This window comes from Streptomyces sp. CB02959 (genome assembly GCF_002803155.1).
In the GTDB taxonomy this organism is placed as follows: domain Bacteria; phylum Actinomycetota; class Actinomycetes; order Streptomycetales; family Streptomycetaceae; genus Streptomyces.
On the sequence record NZ_NNBP01000002.1, the window covers coordinates 35,588 to 52,003 of the forward strand.

A 16,416-nucleotide genomic window follows, 5' to 3' on the forward strand; every position below is an offset into this window, starting at 1 on the left:
CTCCGCCCCCACGGCGCACGGCAGCACAGCAAGACAGCGACACAGCAACACAGCAACACCAAAGAAAGGCCCCCCTGATGACTTCCGTACCGAACGTGACGCTCAACAACGGCGTGACCATGCCGCAGCTGGGCTTCGGTGTCTTCCAGGTCCCCGACGAGGAGACCACCGCCGCGGTCGCCGCCGCCCTGGAGGCCGGCTACCGCAGCATCGACACCGCGGCGATCTACGGCAACGAGCGCGGTGTCGGCAAGGCCCTCGCCGCCTCCGGCCTCCCCCGCGAGGAGCTGTTCGTCACGACCAAGCTGTGGAACGCCGACCAGGGCCACGACCGGACCCTGGCGGCCTTCGACGCCTCCCTCGACAAGCTCGGCCTCGACCACGTCGACCTCTACCTGATCCACTGGCCCACCCCGGCCCGCGACCTGTACGTGGAGACCTACAAGGCGCTGGAGAAGATCCTCGCCGACGGGCGCGCCCGTGCCATCGGCGTCTCGAACTTCCAGGTCCCGCACCTGCGACGGCTCCTGGAGCACACCGGCATCACCCCGGCGGTCAACCAGGTGGAGCTGCACCCCGGCCTCCAGCAGACCGCGCTGCGCGCCTTCCACGCCGAGCACGGCATCGCCACCGAGGCATGGAGCCCGCTGGCCCAGGGCGCGGTCCTCGGGGACGAGGCGATCGTGGGAATCGCCGCGGCGCATGGCGTAACCCCGGCACAGGTCGTCCTGCGCTGGCACCTGCAGACCGGCAACATCGTGATCCCCAAATCCGTCACCCCCGCCCGCATCCGGCAGAACCTCGACGTCTTCGGCTTCGAGCTCACCGACGCCGACCTGACCGCCCTCGCGGGCCTCGACCGGGGACTGCGCACCGGCCCGGACCCCGACACCCTCAACTGATCCCGCACGCCCCCGGGGCGCCCGTCCACGCCGGCCGGGCGTCCCGGGGTGCCGACACCACCTCAGCCGCTCCACCGCCTCGACGAGGGGAACGCCTCATGCAGATCGATCTCTCCGGCCGCACCGCACTGGTCACCGGTTCCACCCAGGGCATCGGCCACGCCATCGCCACCGGCCTGGCCCGCGCCGGAGCCCGCGTCGTGGTCAACGGCCGCGGTGCGGAGCGCGTCGCGGACGCCGTCCGCACCGTGCGTGCCGAGTCCGGCAGCGACGACGTCATCGGCGCCGTGGGCGACCTGGCGACGGAGCAGGGCACCGCCGCCGTGCTGGAGTCCGTGCCCGCGGTCGACATCCTCGTCAACAACCTCGGCATCTTCGGCTCCGCCCCTCCGCTGGAGATCGACGACGCCGAGTGGCGCCGCTACTTCGAGGTCAACGTCCTCTCCGCCGTCCGGCTCATCCGCGCCTACCTGCCCGGTATGACGGAGCGGGGCTGGGGGCGCGTCCTCAACCTCGCCAGCGACTCGGCCGTGGTCATCCCCGCCGAAATGATCCACTACGGCATGACGAAGACTTCGCTGCTCGCCGTCGGCCGCGGGTTCGCCAAGGCCGCCGCCGGCACCGGCGTCACCGTCAACTCCGTCATCGCCGGACCGACCCACACCGGCGGCGTCGAGGGATTCGTCCGCGAGCTCGTCGGCGACGAGCTGCCCTGGGACGAGGCGCAGCACGAGTTCATGGTCAAGTACCGCCCGCAGTCGCTGCTGCAGCGCCTCATCGAGCCGGAGGAGATCGCCAACCTGGTCGTCTACCTCGCCTCGCCCTACGCCTCCGCCACCACCGGCGGTGCCGTGCGCGTCGACGGCGGCTACGTGGACTCGATCCTGCCCTGAGCCCGGCGCTCCTCGCTGCCCACCCTGTGGCCGGACCGACCTCCGCGGAGGACGGTCCGGCCACCGCGCGTCTCCGTCGTTCCCGCGGTGCACCCGGGCGACCGTTCCTGACGCACTTAACCCGCGCTTGCATTAAAGCGCGTATGCAAGTATCTTCGTTTGTGAGTAAGGCTGCGAAAAGGCGTACGGGGGAGTCGCCGAGCGGCTCACCACCACGTACGAAAAGGGAGCTCCCGATGAGCCTCGCCCACCTGCTGCCCGGTTCGCTGGGCTTCGGCACCGCCCCCATGGGCAACATGTTCCGCGCCATCCCCGAGGACGAGGCGCAGGCCACGCTGCAGGCCGCCTGGGACCAGGGCATCCGCTACTACGACACCGCCCCCTTCTACGGCGCGGGCCTGGCCGAGATACGGCTCGGCGCGATGCTGTCCCGGCAGCCGCGCGACTCCTACGTCCTGTCCACGAAGGTCGGCCGGGTCATCCACGACGAGGTGGAGGACCCCGCAGCCCGTGATCTGGGCGAGAAGGGCGGCCTGTTCGAGCACGGCCGTCCCAACAAGATGACCGACGACTACAGCGCCGACGCCACCAAGCGCTCCATCGAGGACAGCCTCCAGCGGCTGAACACCGACCGGTTGGACATCGTCTGGGTGCACGACATCGCCCAGGACTTCCACGGCGACCGCTGGCTCGCCCAGTTCGAGACCGCCCGCACCGGCGCCTTCCGGGTCCTGGACGACCTGCGCGACCAGGGTGTGATCAAGGCGTGGGGCCTGGGCGTCAACCGGGTGGAGCCCGTCGAGCTCACCCTCGCCCTGGACGAGCCGCGCCCCGACGCCTTCCTCCTGGCCGGCCGCTACACCCTGCTGGACCATCGCCAGGCGCTGCAGCGGCTGCTGCCCGCGGCGCAGGAGCAGGGCGTCGACATGGTCGTCGGCGGCCCGTACAGCTCCGGCGTCCTGGCCGGCGGCACCCACTTCGAGTACCAGCAGGCCCCGGCCCACATCCTGGAGACCGTCCGGCGCATCCGGGAACTGGCCGAACGGCACGGGGTGTCCGTGAAGGCCGCCGCGCTGCAGTTCGCCCTCGCCCACCCGGCCGCCGCCGCGGCGATCCCCGGCGCCACCCGCCCCTCCCGCATCGCCGAGGACCTCGGCGCGCTGCGCGAGGAGATCCCCACCGCCTTCTGGAACGACCTGCGGGAGACCGGCCTGCTCGACCCGGCCGCCCCGCTCCCGGCCGGCGCCTGACTCTTCGCGGGCGGCCACCGGGACGGCCTCGACGCCCTGGACCGTCCCGGGTCCGCACACGGGATCCCGGCTGATCGCCGATCGGGCGGATCCCCGCCGTTGCCCGCACGGTGGGAGTCGTCCTCGTCGGCATTCGGCCATGCGACGCCGATGATGCCGAGGATCTCGTCCGCCCGCTCCGGCAGTACCGCGCCCACGCCGCACGTGGTCAGCGCTGGTGCGACGATTCCGTCCGTCCGTCGCCCGGTCGTGAGCCGTTCCCGTCGCCGGGTGCGGCCATGACCACGTTCGGCGTGGAGGGCTGCGAAGTGACCACGGCGCACAGCAACCGCAGCGCCTCCCGCGGCCGGCCCGACCGGTGGCCGGAGAGCGCCTGTGCCGGTCCCTGGCCGCGATCGCGGAACGCGCGGACCCGCGGCAGGACGAGCTCACGGCACAACTACGGGCCGCACTCCTGGACTTCGTGTCGGAGACCCCCGACAACCAGGCGGCCGCCCGGCACATCGCCGTACTGTCCGCCGAACCGCCGCAGTCGGCCGTCCGCACGTGCCTCAGCCCCTCGGGCTTCCCGCTCGCCCAAGTTACTGCTGAGCGCCGACGGCTGCCCCGTACCCGACCGCGTGCTCGACGCATACCCGGACCTGAACCAGGACGAATGGAACGCCGTCCTCCAAGCCGGCGGGCTGACCCTCCTGGCATTCGAGACCGATCCGTCCGGCACGGCGGAGTAGCGGCCCGTCGCGCTGACGCCCGGTCATCCCAAGCGCCGAGCCCCTGACTGGCGTTCGGCCCCGGCCGGCTGCCTATGATCGCGGGCGGCGGTACCGCCCCCGCATGTCCCCGGCCACTGGTCCGCGCCCACCACGAGAACCGGCTTGGAGGCAGCATGACCCCGCCGTTCACCCCCCTCTGGGCCCGTCTGCGGCCCGCCGACGACGCCCCGCCGCATGCGTGGACCGGCTGGCCGGGCCCCGTGAGCGCCGCACACACCGCCCCGTGGAACGGCAGCACGGCATACGCGAGCATCAGCTTCACCACACCGCACCGACTGACGGTCCTGGACGCCGCCACGGGGGAGCGGCTGGCACGCCCCGTGATCTGTGACGCCGAGCAGCGCACCTTCGCCCTGACCGCCGGCCCCACCTCGCTTGTCGGAGTGGGAAAGCGGGACGTCGTCGAGCCCCTGAACCGCGTCCGCCGTTCCTACCCGCGGGAGGTGTCCACGGACGCCAGGCTCGTCGGCACCGTGACCGGCTCGGCCGAACCCCGGATCGTGAGCGTCCACTCCTTCGACGGGATCAAGGTCTGGGACGCCGTGGACCGGACGTGCCTCGCCGAGCTGCCGTTGCCGGAACTGCGGAGCCCGGACTGCCTCTGCGCAGGCGTCCTCGCCGGCACGGTGCACGCGGCGGTGAGCGAGGGGGCACGGGTGTCCGTCTACGAGGCGGAAACCGGTCGGCTCGCCGCACGTTGGACCGCCTCGGACACCGACATCACGCGCATGATGTGGGCGGGCGGAACGGCAGGCGCGCCAGACACGGTACTCACCGCGGACTCCAAGTCCCGGCTACGTGCCTGGGACCCGCGCACCGGCGAGCCCCTCGGCCGGGCATGGACGTCTCCCGGCAGTCCGCTGCGCCTCAGTGCTGCCTGCCTGGAGACGGGCGGCACGCGGATTCCCCTTGTGGCCTGCGCCTACGGCGACGGTGTGCAGCTGCTGCGTACGGACAGCGGCCAGGCACCGCTCGACCTTCGGGTGAGTGCGTGGACACGCACCGCCCACCTCACCGGTGACGGGCTGCTCCTGCTCGGCACCTCCGTCGGGCCGCTCGTTCTCCGACTCGACACCGAACGGCTGGCATCCGGCGCGGGGGAACGCGCCGAACTCGATCCGACCGGCTTTCCCGCACCCGAAGCACACGGGGCGGAGGCCGGGCACGACGCGGTCGGCCGGCCGTCGCACGCCGACCTCGTCGACCTCTGGGGGGCCGACCAGGTCCTCGTCCTCGCAGGCGGCCCGGTGAGCGCCGACCTTGTCGCGCCGGACCACGCAGCGTGGTGCGGCATCGGCCTTCCGCTCTCGCCCTTTCCCGGGCTGTCCCTGGACCAGGACCTGGCCACGGACGGCCCGGCCCCGTTGGAACAGGTCGGCGTCGGCCCGGTGGACCCTGACGGCCCGCACGCCCCGCAGCTCCCCGAAGGGCTGGACGGCTACCACTGGTTGGGGACATGGCATGACGACGACCTGGTGCTGAGCCCCTCCGGGGCGGTGGAGATCATCGGTGCGGAGACCGACTACACGGCGGCACAACCGCTCAACAGCAGCCTCGCCACCTTCCTCCTCTTCACCTACGAGTTCGCGCTGGCCGCCCTGCAGCAGGAACCGGAGTACGGCGGCGAGGCCAGGGAAGCCCGCACCGAGCGCCTGGAACAACGCCTCCGCGCCGTGGACGAGGCCGCCTTCTCGCCGCACGGCGCCGAGCACTGGACCGATGCGCTGAGCGACCTCGCGGCGGGGATGTGAGGGGGGCCGATGCCGCCGCGGCAGGGCGGCGGTGACTGGGCCCGCTCTGCTGACGAAGCGCGTTGCGGCGCCCGTTGCGCAGTGGTGAGGGCCCTGTCCCGTCGTCGGTGTGCTTCGAGGGTCAGGGTGCGTCCGAGGCCGATGTCGTGCGGCCGTGCGTGAGCTGTGTGCGTCGTGCTCGGAGGGCGCTCAGGGATTCCTCGGCAAGGGACGTGAGGAAGGCCGGGCACAGCAGGTGGGCCAGGGGAGCGTCCCGGGCCGGGCGGTGGTCGAGCTCGTAGCGGGCGCGACCGCCGGGCGAGGAGAGGACGGTGCCGAGTTCGGCGAGGTCCGGGGCCCAGTGGGGCGGGGCGGCGTGCTCGTCGTGGGCGCACGCCGCCTGCGCGTAGTGGGGGAGCGTCTGCTCCACGGCGGCGATGAGCTCGTCGAGTACGGACGTCTCCTCGAACATGTCGGAGGCGGCGTAACCGGTGACGGCGCACACGGTCAGCAGGTGGCCGGGGCGGTCCTGCGGGTCGGCGAGGGAGAGGTCCAGCGCGGGGGAGGACAGCACGTAGGAGAGGTCCGTGCCCGGCTCGGGGTAGCCGTGGAGCACCGCGGCGAGGGTGTCGATGGTGATCCGGGTGCCGGTCGGCAGCCGGGGCGGGATGTCCTCGGCGGAGCCGGGTTCGATGATGTCCAGGGCGATGCGGGCGAAGCCGGCGACGTTGCGCGGGCAGAGCCATTCTTCCCGGGAGTGGTTCTCCTCCCAGCCCGCGTCCGGATCGGCCAGACCGCGGAGCTGGTCGGGGAGGTCCAGGTCGGCTTCCTCCTCGTGGTCCAGGTAGGGGTGCTGGTCGTGGCGGCAGGGGCGGTCGCGCAGCGCGCCGTCGGTGGCCCGCAGCGCCGCTCCCGCTTCGGGTTTGCCGGTGTCGTCGATCGCCCAGGCGAGGTAGGGAGCCATCAGCACCAGACCGAGCGTCCAGGCATAGGCCGACTCCCCACCCGGGTCGGCGGCGAGCCTCGCGGCACAGTCGAGGACCTTTTGGTCGTACGCGTCGACGGAGAGGGAGTCGAAGTCTGCGCGGATCTCGTCCCAGGCGTGGGAGAGCTCCTCCAGGGCGCTGATGGTCATCACACGAGCCTATCGGCGGCCCCGGCGCGGCGAGCCGTAGGGCCGCGACCGGCCAGGACAGGCGGCCGGCGGGCGCAGCGGAGCGCTCGGGCAGCGGTGCCGCCGGGTTGGGCGGTACCGCTGCCCGAGCGCACGCACCTGACCGATTGTCACGCCCCCGCCCGCTGGCCGGTGACGACTGGTGCCCGGGTCAGGAGTGAGTGGCGAAGTCCTGGGTCCACCAAGGTCCGTTGGGGTTGAGGTTGACGCCTACGCCGGTGGACTTGTAGGAGCAGTTGAGGATGTTGGCGCGGTGTCCGGGGCTGTTCATCCAGCCGTCCAGTGCCGTGGCCGGGTCCTTGGGGCTCTTGAAGATGTTCTCGCCCCAGCTCTGCCAGGAGAATCCGGCACGGGTCATGCGGGTTCCCGGGTCGACGCCCTCGGGGGTGTCGTGGGCGTAGTAGTTCCGGGCGGCCATGTCGTCGGAGTGTGCCTGGGCCGCGGCCTGTATGTGGGGGTCGACGGTCAGCGGGCCACAACCGTGCTGGGCCCGCTGGGCGTTGACCAGGTCGACGACCCGCTGGGCGAACGCCGCGGCGGTGCCGGTCGCGCCCAGCGCCCTGGTCGGGGTCGTGGTGCCGCCGCCCGTTCCGGAGCCACCGCGGGCCGGGTGCGGTGTGGTGCGGTGGGTCGGTTGCGCGTGGCTTTCGGGGGTGGCCGCCGGGGTCGTCGGGTGCTGCTCGTCGTGCTGTTCGGAACTGGTGGGGGTGGGGGTGGCCGTGGGCTTGTGGCGGCGGGGAGAGTGCGAGGCGCTGCTCGATACCGGGGGGACGGAGGTGGCCGCGGTGGCTGCCGAGGCGGTCTGGTCGGCCGCGAGTGTCTGGTCGGCCCCCGAGCCGGCGCGTATCAGCACCAGGCAGGTGCCGCTCACGGTGAGGACGGCCGCCGCGGCCAGCAGCACGGTCCGCGCCCCGGGGCGGGCGGTCTCGGCGCGGTGGCTCCCGGCGTTGGCCCCGGGCCGGCGGGCCGGGTGGGGTGCGGCGTGCCGCCGGTGTGCGGCGGGTGTGCTGGCGTGGCGGCCGGTGCGGGTCGGCGTCTCGTCGTGGGGGGTGGGGCGGGGGGTTTCGTTGTGGTTCATGGGTGCCGTTTCCGATTCCGATGGTGGGAGCGTGTGCTGTGCGGCGTGCCGGTGGCCTGGGGGGCAGTGGGCGGGTACGGGCCGCCTGGTGGACGGTCCGCACTGGGGAGACCCCCGGCGCGGTACCGGATAACGGAAAGTGCCGTGAATTTTTTTGCCGGGTCCGCCGCGGAGGCCGTCGCCCCGGTCTGCCGGGCACGCCGGGCTCACCACACGCCGGTCATGCCGGTCGCTCCGGGCACTCCGGTCACGCAAGTCGCACCGGGCATGCCGGTCACGCTGGGCATGCCAGGCACGCCTGCCGGGGGAGCGGGCGGGGGCCCGTGCGGAGACGACGTTCGCCTTCGACGTAGGTTTTTCTGTTATCGCCGTGCGCCGGACGGGTCACCTGAGCACGGGGGCCAGAAAGGTGTACGCGGATGAACAGGACCGAACAGGCGTGAAGTGGGAAAACGGTACGGCGACCGTCGAGGCGGCCAGGGCGGGAGACGACGTTGCCCGGGAGCAACTCCTCTCCGCGTACCTACCCCTGATCTACAACGTCGTCGGCCGCGCGCTGGACGGCCATGCGGACGTCGACGACGTGGTGCAGGAGACCATGGTGCGCGTCCTGGAGTCGTTGGGGGAGTTGCGGGAGCCGGCGTCCTTCCGTTCCTGGTTGGTGGCGATCGCCATGAATCAGGTACGGCGCCGCTGGACCGTCGCCCACCGGGCCCCCGTCGTCGGCCTGGACCAGACGGTGGAACAGCCCGACCGCTCCGCCGACTTCGTCGACCTGACCATCCTGCGCCTGGGGTTGTCCGGCCAGCGCCGTGAGGTGGCCGAGGCCACCCGCTGGCTGGACGAGGGGGACCGCGCACTGCTGTCGCTGTGGTGGCTGGAGGCGGCCGGCGAGATCAGCCGGCCGGAGCTCGCCGCCGCGATGGACTGCGGGACGCGTCACGCCGCGGTCCGGGTGCAGCGGATGAAGGAGCAGTTGGAGACCGGGCGCGTCGTCGTCCGCGCCCTCGCCGGGAATCCGCCGTGCGCCGAACTCGCCCAGGTGACCGCCGCCTGGGACAACAACCCCGCGCCGCTGTGGCGCAAGCGGATAGCCCGCCATGCGCGCAACTGCACGACCTGCTCCGGGCACTGGAAGGACCTGCTGCCCGCCGAGGGACTGCTTGCCGGCCTCGCCATGCTGCCGCTCCCCGCACACCTCACCCCGCCCGCCGGCCTGCACGCTCCCACCGCGTCCTTCGCCGCCACCTTCCCTACTGCTCCTACTGCCCCCACTGCTCCCACTGCCCCAACCGCTCCCACCGCCCCCACTGCCCCGACGGCCCCCGCGTCGGGCGGCGCGGCGCAGAGTGAGGGAGCGTCGGGCGGCCCGGTGCAGAGCGACGGGGCGTCGAGCGGCGTGGCGTCGCCCGACCACGTGGGACACCACGCGCCGGGGCGACCGCCTCGCCCGCACCGGGCGGCCAAGGCGACGGCCGTCGCGGGCGCCGTGGCGCTCGCGGTCATCGTCGCCTTGTTGTGGCGTCCCGGGGCGTCCCGGGAGAAGCACGCCACCGAGCCCAAGGCCGAGCCCACGGCAGTAAGAACCGTGGCCGCCCCCACACCCAATCCCACGCCCACCCCGACGCCCACACCCACCTCGACGCGCACCCCCGCCGCCACTCCGACCCCCGCCCCGCCGGCACCGCCGTCCCCCACGGCCACCCCGCCCGACCTGGAGGAGCAGGCCACCGCGCTCATCAACCGCAACCGTGCGCAGGCCGGCTGCGGTCCGCTCCGCATCGACCGGAGACTGCACGCGGCGGCGCAACGGCACTCCGCCGACATGGCGGCCCGCGACTACTACGAGCACGTCTCGCCGGAGGGCGTCGGCCCCGACGCGCGGATCACCGCCGCCGGATACGAGTGGAGCAGCTGGGGCGAGAATCTCGACCGCGGCCCGGAGGGCGCCGCCGCGGTGGTGGGCGACTGGATGGGCGACACCCCGCACCGCGACAACCTGCTCGACTGCCGGTTCACCGCGGTAGGCATCGGCGTCGTCCACGGCGCCGGCGGCCCGTGGTGGACCCAGGACCTCGCGGCACCTCGCTGAGCAGTCCGTACCGGGAGACAGAGCAAGAGGAAGAGGAAGAGGCAGAGGCAGAGGCACGCGGCGAGCGGGGGCCGGCGGAGCCCGCCCGGGCGGGTGGGCGGACGGTGCTGCCGTCGCCGATCTGCGGGACCTCACCACCGCCGAGGATTTTTCTTGCGCACCCCGTGAAACATTTCCCCCCTCCCACCGCATCAGAGAAGTGAGGAAAGCAGCGCACACATACGCACACGCACGTACAAGCGCGCACAAGCACGCATACCGGGACGCCGGGGCAGGGGGAGCAGATGAGACAGGGCCGCGCCGAGGAGTGCGCGGAGTTCGCGGCGGCGCGGGCCGGGCACCTGTACCGGGCCGCGTGTCTGCTCACCGCGGGCGACACACACCTCGCGGAGGACCTGGTGCAGGAGACGCTCGGACGGTTGTACGTCCGTTGGGGGCGGGTCAGGCAGGTCGAGAATCCCGCCGCGTATGCGCAGACCGTCCTCACCCGGACCTTCCTCGCCCACCAGCGACGCCGCAGCAGCACCGAACGCGCCACGGACGTGCTGCCCGAACGCGCCGACCCGGCGGGCGGGGACACGGCCCTGCGACTCACCCTCATGGGCGCGCTCGGCCAACTGCCGCCCAAGGACCGGGCCGTGGTCGTCCTGCGCTACTGGGAGGACCGGTCCATCGCAGAGACCGCCGACGTCCTCGACGCCAGTTCGGCCGCCGTACGCACCCGGGTGCGTGCGCGCGCTCGGACGGCTCCGGGAACTGCTGGGCGAGGACCTCGACGGCGCCGGAATGGCCGAGGATCGCCGGCGCCATTCCGGACGGCCCCCGGAAGCCTGCGGAGCAGCCCGACGCTCCCGGGGGCGGCGCGGGCGCCCCGGTCGCCGGCACCCTCTCCGGCCTGCTCCCCGAGGACCTCAGGGTGGTGAAGAAGAGCGGCGACGGCGACACCTCCTTCGGCTACGCCGTCGTCGACGACGGCAGGGGCCGCAGCCTCGTCCAGGTCAACGTCCAGCCCGACATGCGGGACGTCGCCGGTGACCTCTTCGGCTCCGGCGCGCAGACCCTCGCCGACGGCACCCGCATCGCCGTCCACCAGGGCCCCGGCGAGAAGGGCGGCGACGGCGTCGTGATGTGGACGGTGGACACCATGCGGACCGACGGCAGGCGCGTGGTCGTCAGCGCCTTCAACGCCGAGACCCAGCAGAGCGCCGCGACCCGCACGGCCCCCGCGCTGACGGTGGAGCAGATGCGGAAGATCGCCCTCGACCCGAAGTGGTGGCCGGGCTCCTGAGGTTCCCGGGGCGGGCCCGCCCTGTCCCGGCGGACCGCCCCGAGGGTTCAGCCCTGGCGGGCGGCGGGCGTGCCCGGTTCGACGACGCGGCCGCGGTCGGTGCCTTCGATCAGTCCGACGTAGGCGCGGACGACTTCGGCGACGGGGGTGCCCGCCGCGCCGTCCCGCCCCATGGCCTGCAAGGTCTCCGAAATCCAGCCGGGGCTGACGGCGTTGAGCCGGATGCCGCGGGGCATCTCCTGGGCCGCGGCCGGGACGAATCCGTCGAGGCCCGCGTTGACCACGGCTGCGAAGGTCAGGCCGGGCTCGGTGAACTGCGAGATCCCGCCGGTCAGGGTGAGCGAGCCGCCGTCGGCGAGGTGGCGGGCGGCGCAGCGGGTGAGGTGGATCTGGCCGAGCAGTTTGGCGTCGAGGCCGGTGAAGTAGTCGGCGTCGGAGGAGGTGTCGACGCGGGCGATGGTGCCGCTCGCCGCGACGGCGACCACGGCGTCGACGGGGCCGAGCGTGGCGAACAGGGCGTCGATCGAGTCGGGATCCGCCAGGTCGACCTTGACGGGGCCGCTCCGGGAGGCACGGATCACCTCGTGCCCCGGACGTGCTTCCAGGGCGCCGGCGAGGGCCGAACCGATGGTGCCGGTGGCGCCGATGATGACGATGCGCATGGGACGGGCTCACGATCAGTCGAGGCGGAAGTGGCGGGCGGTGCGGGGACGTTCGTCCAGGAGGGCCAACACGGGGCGGCGCGGAATGCTTCCTGGCGGCGGGCGTGAGCGCTTCGGTGGTCCGGCCCCGCTCGGGCCGGTCGGGAGAGTGCGCCCGGGGCGGGCGGCAATCCGCTGTTCGGGGCAACTACCGCCCGTTATAGTCCCGTTGGATGTGACGCGCACGTGCACGTACTGTGCAGAACTCGATCGGAGCCGACCTTCGTGATGCACATCGCCCGCTGCGTACGCGTCGCCTCCACGGCGCTGGCGCTGCTCGTCGTGGGTGCCTGCTCCGCAGGCCCCCAGCCGCCCGACCTCGCCGCCCCGAAGGCGACCGGTACCGTCTACGTGGCCGGGAGGGCCGACGACGGCTCGGCCAAGGTCTGGCGGGTGACCGACGGTTCCGCGAAGCCCCTGCTCAGCGGGAAGCCCCGACAACTTCCGCTCGCCTCGGTCTCTCTTTCCCCCGACGGCGGCCACCTGGCCTACGTGTCGGACGGCACCATGTACGTCATGGACCTGCGCACCGGCGCGGCGCACGCGGGACGCAGCACCGCGGGTTCCGCCCCGGACGCGGTGACCGAGTCCGGCATGCCGGACGATGCGCAGTGCTCGACGTGGTCGTCCGACGGGAAGCACGTCGCCTTCACGGTCCAGCGCGGGGTGTTCGTGTTCGACACCGCCGGGAAGGGCGCCCTGGTCGCGGGACGGCCGGTGTCGCGGTGGCGCGAGGGGCAGCGGGACCTGCGCAACCTCGCGTCCGCGCCCAGCTACCACGACGCGTCCGCCACCTCGCAGATGACCTGCGCACGCTGGCTCGGCACCGAACAGCTCGCCTTCGACCGGCTCGGACACGACACCGCGCAGAGCATCGGTGCCGCCGAGGCCGACACGACCACCCTCGCCCGCGTCGGCACCACGGGGCCCGTCCTGACCGACGTACTGGCCCGCTGGACCGCCTCCGACGCCTGTGACCGGCGGGTGCTGCTCGACTACCACCCCGAGCAGTCCCTCGCCGCCACCCCCTCACCGGTCGCCAACTCGGGCCGGGGGCCCGGCAGACCCCTCATCATGGCCATCGACTCCCTCGCCCAGCGCACCTACGCCGACAACCCGACCCTGGCCGCCCGGGACCTCACCGCGACCGGGATCGGCGCCAAGGGTTCCGTCTGGTACTTCACTCCGGGCAGCTGCCAACTGGTCACGGCGGCACCCAAGTCGCAGGACGACGGGACGTACGACTACCTCGTCACGACCGTCGACGGTACGAGCGGTGCCACGGTGAAGCAGCGCACCCTGCCGCTCGCGATCGGGGCGGGCGCGGCGGTCTCCCGCCCCGACGGCGGCCACGTCGCGGCGAATCCGGCATCTGGTGCGCACACCGTCGCCTACGCGACGCGGGACGGCCGGGTCGGCGTGCTCGACCTGGCCTCGGGCGGCGCGACGGAGCTGACGGGGCCGTGGAAGAACGCGGAAGCAGTGCTCGCCTGGCGGGCGGGCTGACCGGCCGGGACCGCTCCGCGGCCGCGCGGTTCAGCGCATCGCCGGGGCGACCCAACCGAAGTACCCGATCGCCGTCCCGGACAGCAGACCGCAGCAGTGCAGCGCGAAGAGCGCGGCCCGGTTCACCCGGCGCACCGCGGGCGACAGCAGCATCAGCAGGGGCACCGCCAGGCCCAGCACCGGGCCCGCGGCCAGCAGCACGGCCAACAGGAGCACCTGACCCGGCGCTCCGCCGCCGGCGAGCCCCATGAGGCCGGCCATCACACCGCCGCCCACCATCATCACCAGCATCGGAGCGGCGGCCAGCAGCTGCACCATCCCCAACACGATCCACGGCCAGTCCCGTTCGCCGCCCGGACGGGTCCGGGGCGGCCCCCCCGAAGCCGATGTCCGCCATACCGCTCACCCCCTCGTAGCCGTGCCGTGCGGCGCGTCCGGACCCATTGTCGAGACCGCACGGCGCTTCGGCCTGAGTACCCGTACTCAGCGGCCGCCCCGTAAAAGATCTTCGGAGCTCCGCGGTGGGCTACCCCATCACCGCACGGGCCGTGTCGAGGAACGCCGACCGGTTGCCCTCCAGGTAGTCCCGCACGTTCTCGCCGTCGGGCAGGCCCTCCCACACGGTCCGGTTGAGGTCGAGGAAGTGCGCGTGTGCCGCGTCGGGCACGGGTGGCGGGAACTGGATGCGGATCAGCCGGTCCGCGACCCAGAAGCGGTACATCACGTCCCGGGTCGTGAGGTACCAGGGGTCGGTGTCCTCCCACTCGGAAGGCCGGGTGTACGCGCAGCGTTCCGCCTCCGCCGACACCTCGATGAACCGCTCCAGCAGCGCCAGCCGTTCCGCGCGCCGGGTTTCCGACAGGGTGATCTGCTGCCGTTGCTGTTCCACACGTTCCGCGGACCGCTGGGTCCTGTGCTGGACGAGGTAGGACAGCACGCCGCCCAGGGCAACGCCGCCCAACGATATGAGTGACACCCAGACCTGACCCGACATGGCGATCATCGTCCCATGGCGTCGCCCTTCGGGACGATCCCGCTGCGGCCGGTGCGGTCCGCGGCTCTGACCAGCTCTTTCCTCTGGGCGGGGGCGGTGTGACGTGGTGTGATGGGGCCGTGAGCCGCGCTGTCGAAGAGAGCAACCGCCGGATGCTGCGGGCCCGGGACGTCATGGACCGCGCCTACGCGCAGCCGCTGGACGTCCCCGCCCTGGCCCGGATCGCCCACGTATCCGAGGCGCACTTCACCCGCACCTTCCGGGCCACGTTCGGCGAGACCCCGCACCGGTACCTGCAACGCCGCCGCGTCGAACGGGCGATGTTCCTGCTGCGGGAGACGGACCGCAGCGTGACGGACATCTGCTTCGAGGTCGGCTTCGGCAGTCCGGGGACGTTCAGCCGCACCTTCCGCGATGTCGTCGGGCGGTCCCCGCGGGCGTACCGCAAGGAAGCCGCGGCCGCCCGCGTGCCGACCTGCTTCACGATGGCGTGGATGCGGCCGAGCGCCGAACCGCCCGCGCCGCCCGCCGACTGAGCAGTTTTGGATAAGTTTTCGGCCAGTCCGCTCAGTAGCGTGGTGCACATGTTCAACGCCATCACGCAATCGCAGATATACGTCCTGGACCAGGACGAGGCCCTCGACTTCTACGTCGGCAAGCTCGGTCTTGAGGTCGCCGCCGACGTCCAATTGGGCTTCATGCGCTGGCTGACCGTCAGCGTCCCCGGCCACCCGGAGCGCCAGATCCTGCTGGAGAAGCCGGGCGCGCCCGCGATGTCCGAGGAGACGGCCCGGCAGGTACGGGAGTTGGTGACCAAGGGGGCGATGGGCGGCTGGCTCATCTTCACCACCGACGACTGCCGCAAGACGTACGAGACGCTGCTGAGCCGGGGAGTGGAGTTCACCGAGGAGCCCACCGACCGCCCGTACGGCACCGACTGCGGACTCCGCGACCCCTTCGGCAACCGCATCCGCTTCACCCAGCCCAGGGCCTGACGGCCGACCGGGCGGACACGCCCTACGCCGGCGGCGGCGCCGTGGAGCCGCGCACCACCAGGGAGACCGGGATGTCGGCCGGGTTTCCGGGCCGCTCGTCGGCGAGCACGGAGACGAGGGCGGTCATGCCCTGCTTCCCGACCTCCTTGGCGGGCAGGCGCACCGTGGTCAGCTCGGGTTCCACCGCCGAGGCGATGGTGAGGTCGTCGAAGCCGGTCACCGAGACGTCCTCCGGCACGCGGAGGCCGAGCCGGCGGGCGGCCTTCAACGCCCCGACGGCGAGGAAGTCGAAGTCGCACAGCAACGCGGTGGGACGGCGCCCGGAGTCGTGCAGCACGGTCTCCGCGGCGCGCCGTCCGGCGTCCATGGTGAGTGCCGCGTGCACGGTGCGGAGCTCCGCCCCGGTGCCGTCCAGCGCCGCGGCCAGCGCCCGTGACCGGACGGCGAACGTCCAGGAGTCCACCTCGGCCGCGATGTGCGCGATCCGGCGGTGGCCGAGGGCCAGCAGGTGCGTGGCCACCTGGCGCATGCCGTCCACCACGTCGAGGTTGACGGTGGTGGCGGCCCGGGAGTTGGCGGGATCGCTGTCGAGCATCACCAGCGGGAGCCCGTCGCCGTCGAAGGCGGAGAGCACGTCCGAGGCCATCGACGAGGCGAGCACCCCGTCGAGGCTGGCCCGTGCCGAGACGAAGGGGTTGCGCGCGGGGCGGCCGTCCGACGGGGACGGGTACAGCACGACCCCGAGGCCGTGCTGGGCCGCCACCTGCGCGGCACCGGTGTACAGGCGGGCGTAGTACTCGTTGGTGAGGGCCGGGACGATCAGCATCACGGTCCTGGTCCGTCCCGTCCGCAGGTTCCGGGCCGCGAGATTCGGCCGATATCCCAGCGTGTTCGCGGCATCCCGGACCGCCGTGGCGATCCGCTCCGAGACCCGCCCGTGCCACTTCTCACCGAAGACGAGGGAGACCGTCGCCTGGGAGACGCCCGCCTCCCGGGCCACGTCGCGGGAAGTGGGGCGCGCCTTGTCGGCCACGGAGGAA

General features: G+C 72.8%; 15 protein-coding genes and 1 pseudogene. 10 read left to right on the forward strand and 6 right to left on the reverse strand.

The genetic code is table 11. From position 1 onward, the window contains the following. Positions 1–77 precede the first annotated feature (77 nt). The 4 genes from CG747_RS03490 (at position 78) to CG747_RS03510 (ending at position 5,569) form a co-directional block, all read left to right on the forward strand. The gene (locus CG747_RS03490; protein ID WP_100600113.1) at positions 78–902 is read left to right on the forward strand and encodes an aldo/keto reductase; all 825 of its coding nucleotides are present in this window, start codon (positions 78–80) and stop codon (positions 900–902) included. Positions 903–1,000: 98 nt separating this feature from the next. Continuing rightward, positions 1,001–1,795, forward strand: a complete 795-nt coding sequence (locus CG747_RS03495) for an SDR family NAD(P)-dependent oxidoreductase (RefSeq protein ID WP_100600114.1) — start codon at positions 1,001–1,003, stop codon at positions 1,793–1,795. Positions 1,796–2,031: 236 nt separating this feature from the next. Continuing rightward, entirely contained in the window at positions 2,032–3,045 is a 1,014-nt protein-coding gene (locus CG747_RS03500) for an aldo/keto reductase (RefSeq protein ID WP_100600115.1), read from the forward strand. Positions 3,046–3,931: 886 nt separating this feature from the next. Further along, entirely contained in the window at positions 3,932–5,569 is a 1,638-nt protein-coding gene (locus CG747_RS03510) for an SUKH-4 family immunity protein (protein WP_180985374.1), read from the forward strand. A gap of 121 nt (positions 5,570–5,690) precedes the next feature. Here CG747_RS03510 and CG747_RS03515 read toward each other — a convergent pair whose 3' ends face one another. Together CG747_RS03515 and CG747_RS49110 are read right to left on the reverse strand one after the other, a co-directional pair. Next, positions 5,691–6,683, reverse strand: a complete 993-nt coding sequence (locus CG747_RS03515) for a hypothetical protein (protein WP_100600117.1) — start codon at positions 6,681–6,683, stop codon at positions 5,691–5,693. 190 nt (positions 6,684–6,873) lie between these two features. Next, positions 6,874–7,800 (reverse strand): CAP domain-containing protein, encoded by a 927-nt coding sequence (locus tag CG747_RS49110; RefSeq protein ID WP_257980199.1) that lies wholly within the window; start codon positions 7,798–7,800, stop codon positions 6,874–6,876. 439 nt (positions 7,801–8,239) lie between these two features. Here CG747_RS49110 and CG747_RS03530 point away from each other — a divergent pair, with 439 nt between their 5' ends. The 3 genes and pseudogenes from CG747_RS03530 (at position 8,240) to CG747_RS03540 (ending at position 11,180) form a co-directional block, all read left to right on the forward strand. Continuing rightward, positions 8,240–9,892, forward strand: coding sequence for a sigma-70 family RNA polymerase sigma factor (locus tag CG747_RS03530; RefSeq protein ID WP_100600119.1), 1,653 nt, complete (start codon positions 8,240–8,242; stop codon positions 9,890–9,892). A gap of 284 nt (positions 9,893–10,176) precedes the next feature. After that, positions 10,177–10,666, forward strand: a pseudogene (locus tag CG747_RS03535) (SigE family RNA polymerase sigma factor); the annotation flags it as partial. A gap of 142 nt (positions 10,667–10,808) precedes the next feature. Continuing rightward, positions 10,809–11,180 (forward strand): hypothetical protein, encoded by a 372-nt coding sequence (locus CG747_RS03540; RefSeq protein WP_180985402.1) that lies wholly within the window; start codon positions 10,809–10,811, stop codon positions 11,178–11,180. A gap of 47 nt (positions 11,181–11,227) precedes the next feature. Here CG747_RS03540 and CG747_RS03545 read toward each other — a convergent pair whose 3' ends face one another. Continuing rightward, on the reverse strand, positions 11,228–11,842 hold the full coding sequence (locus CG747_RS03545; protein WP_100600121.1) for a short chain dehydrogenase: 615 nt from the start codon (positions 11,840–11,842) through the stop codon (positions 11,228–11,230). Between the two features lie 264 nt (positions 11,843–12,106). On the opposite strand from CG747_RS03545, the gene CG747_RS03550 reads away from it, so the two are divergent. Continuing rightward, complete coding sequence (locus tag CG747_RS03550) at positions 12,107–13,387, forward strand: hypothetical protein (RefSeq protein ID WP_146022037.1); 1,281 nt, start codon at positions 12,107–12,109, stop codon at positions 13,385–13,387. A 30-nt stretch (positions 13,388–13,417) separates the two neighbouring features. Here the strand turns inward: CG747_RS03550 and CG747_RS03555 are convergent, their stop codons facing one another. Both CG747_RS03555 and CG747_RS03560 read right to left on the reverse strand, forming a co-directional pair. Next, positions 13,418–13,705 (reverse strand): hypothetical protein, encoded by a 288-nt coding sequence (locus CG747_RS03555; protein WP_100600123.1) that lies wholly within the window; start codon positions 13,703–13,705, stop codon positions 13,418–13,420. Between the two features lie 208 nt (positions 13,706–13,913). Continuing rightward, on the reverse strand, positions 13,914–14,390 hold the full coding sequence (locus CG747_RS03560; RefSeq protein ID WP_100600124.1) for a hypothetical protein: 477 nt from the start codon (positions 14,388–14,390) through the stop codon (positions 13,914–13,916). Between the two features lie 110 nt (positions 14,391–14,500). On the opposite strand from CG747_RS03560, the gene CG747_RS03565 reads away from it, so the two are divergent. Both CG747_RS03565 and CG747_RS03570 read left to right on the forward strand, forming a co-directional pair. Next, positions 14,501–14,917 carry a helix-turn-helix domain-containing protein gene (locus tag CG747_RS03565; RefSeq protein ID WP_180985375.1) on the forward strand — a complete coding sequence of 139 codons (417 nt, stop codon included), beginning with the start codon at positions 14,501–14,503 and terminating at the stop codon, positions 14,915–14,917. A 48-nt stretch (positions 14,918–14,965) separates the two neighbouring features. After that, a complete protein-coding gene (locus tag CG747_RS03570) occupies positions 14,966–15,376 on the forward strand; it encodes a VOC family protein (RefSeq protein WP_100600126.1) in 411 nt (136 codons plus the stop codon). A gap of 22 nt (positions 15,377–15,398) precedes the next feature. On the opposite strand, the gene CG747_RS03575 is transcribed toward CG747_RS03570, so the two are convergent. Next, complete coding sequence (locus CG747_RS03575) at positions 15,399–16,409, reverse strand: LacI family DNA-binding transcriptional regulator (protein WP_100600127.1); 1,011 nt, start codon at positions 16,407–16,409, stop codon at positions 15,399–15,401. Between the last annotated feature and the right edge of the window lie 7 nt (positions 16,410–16,416).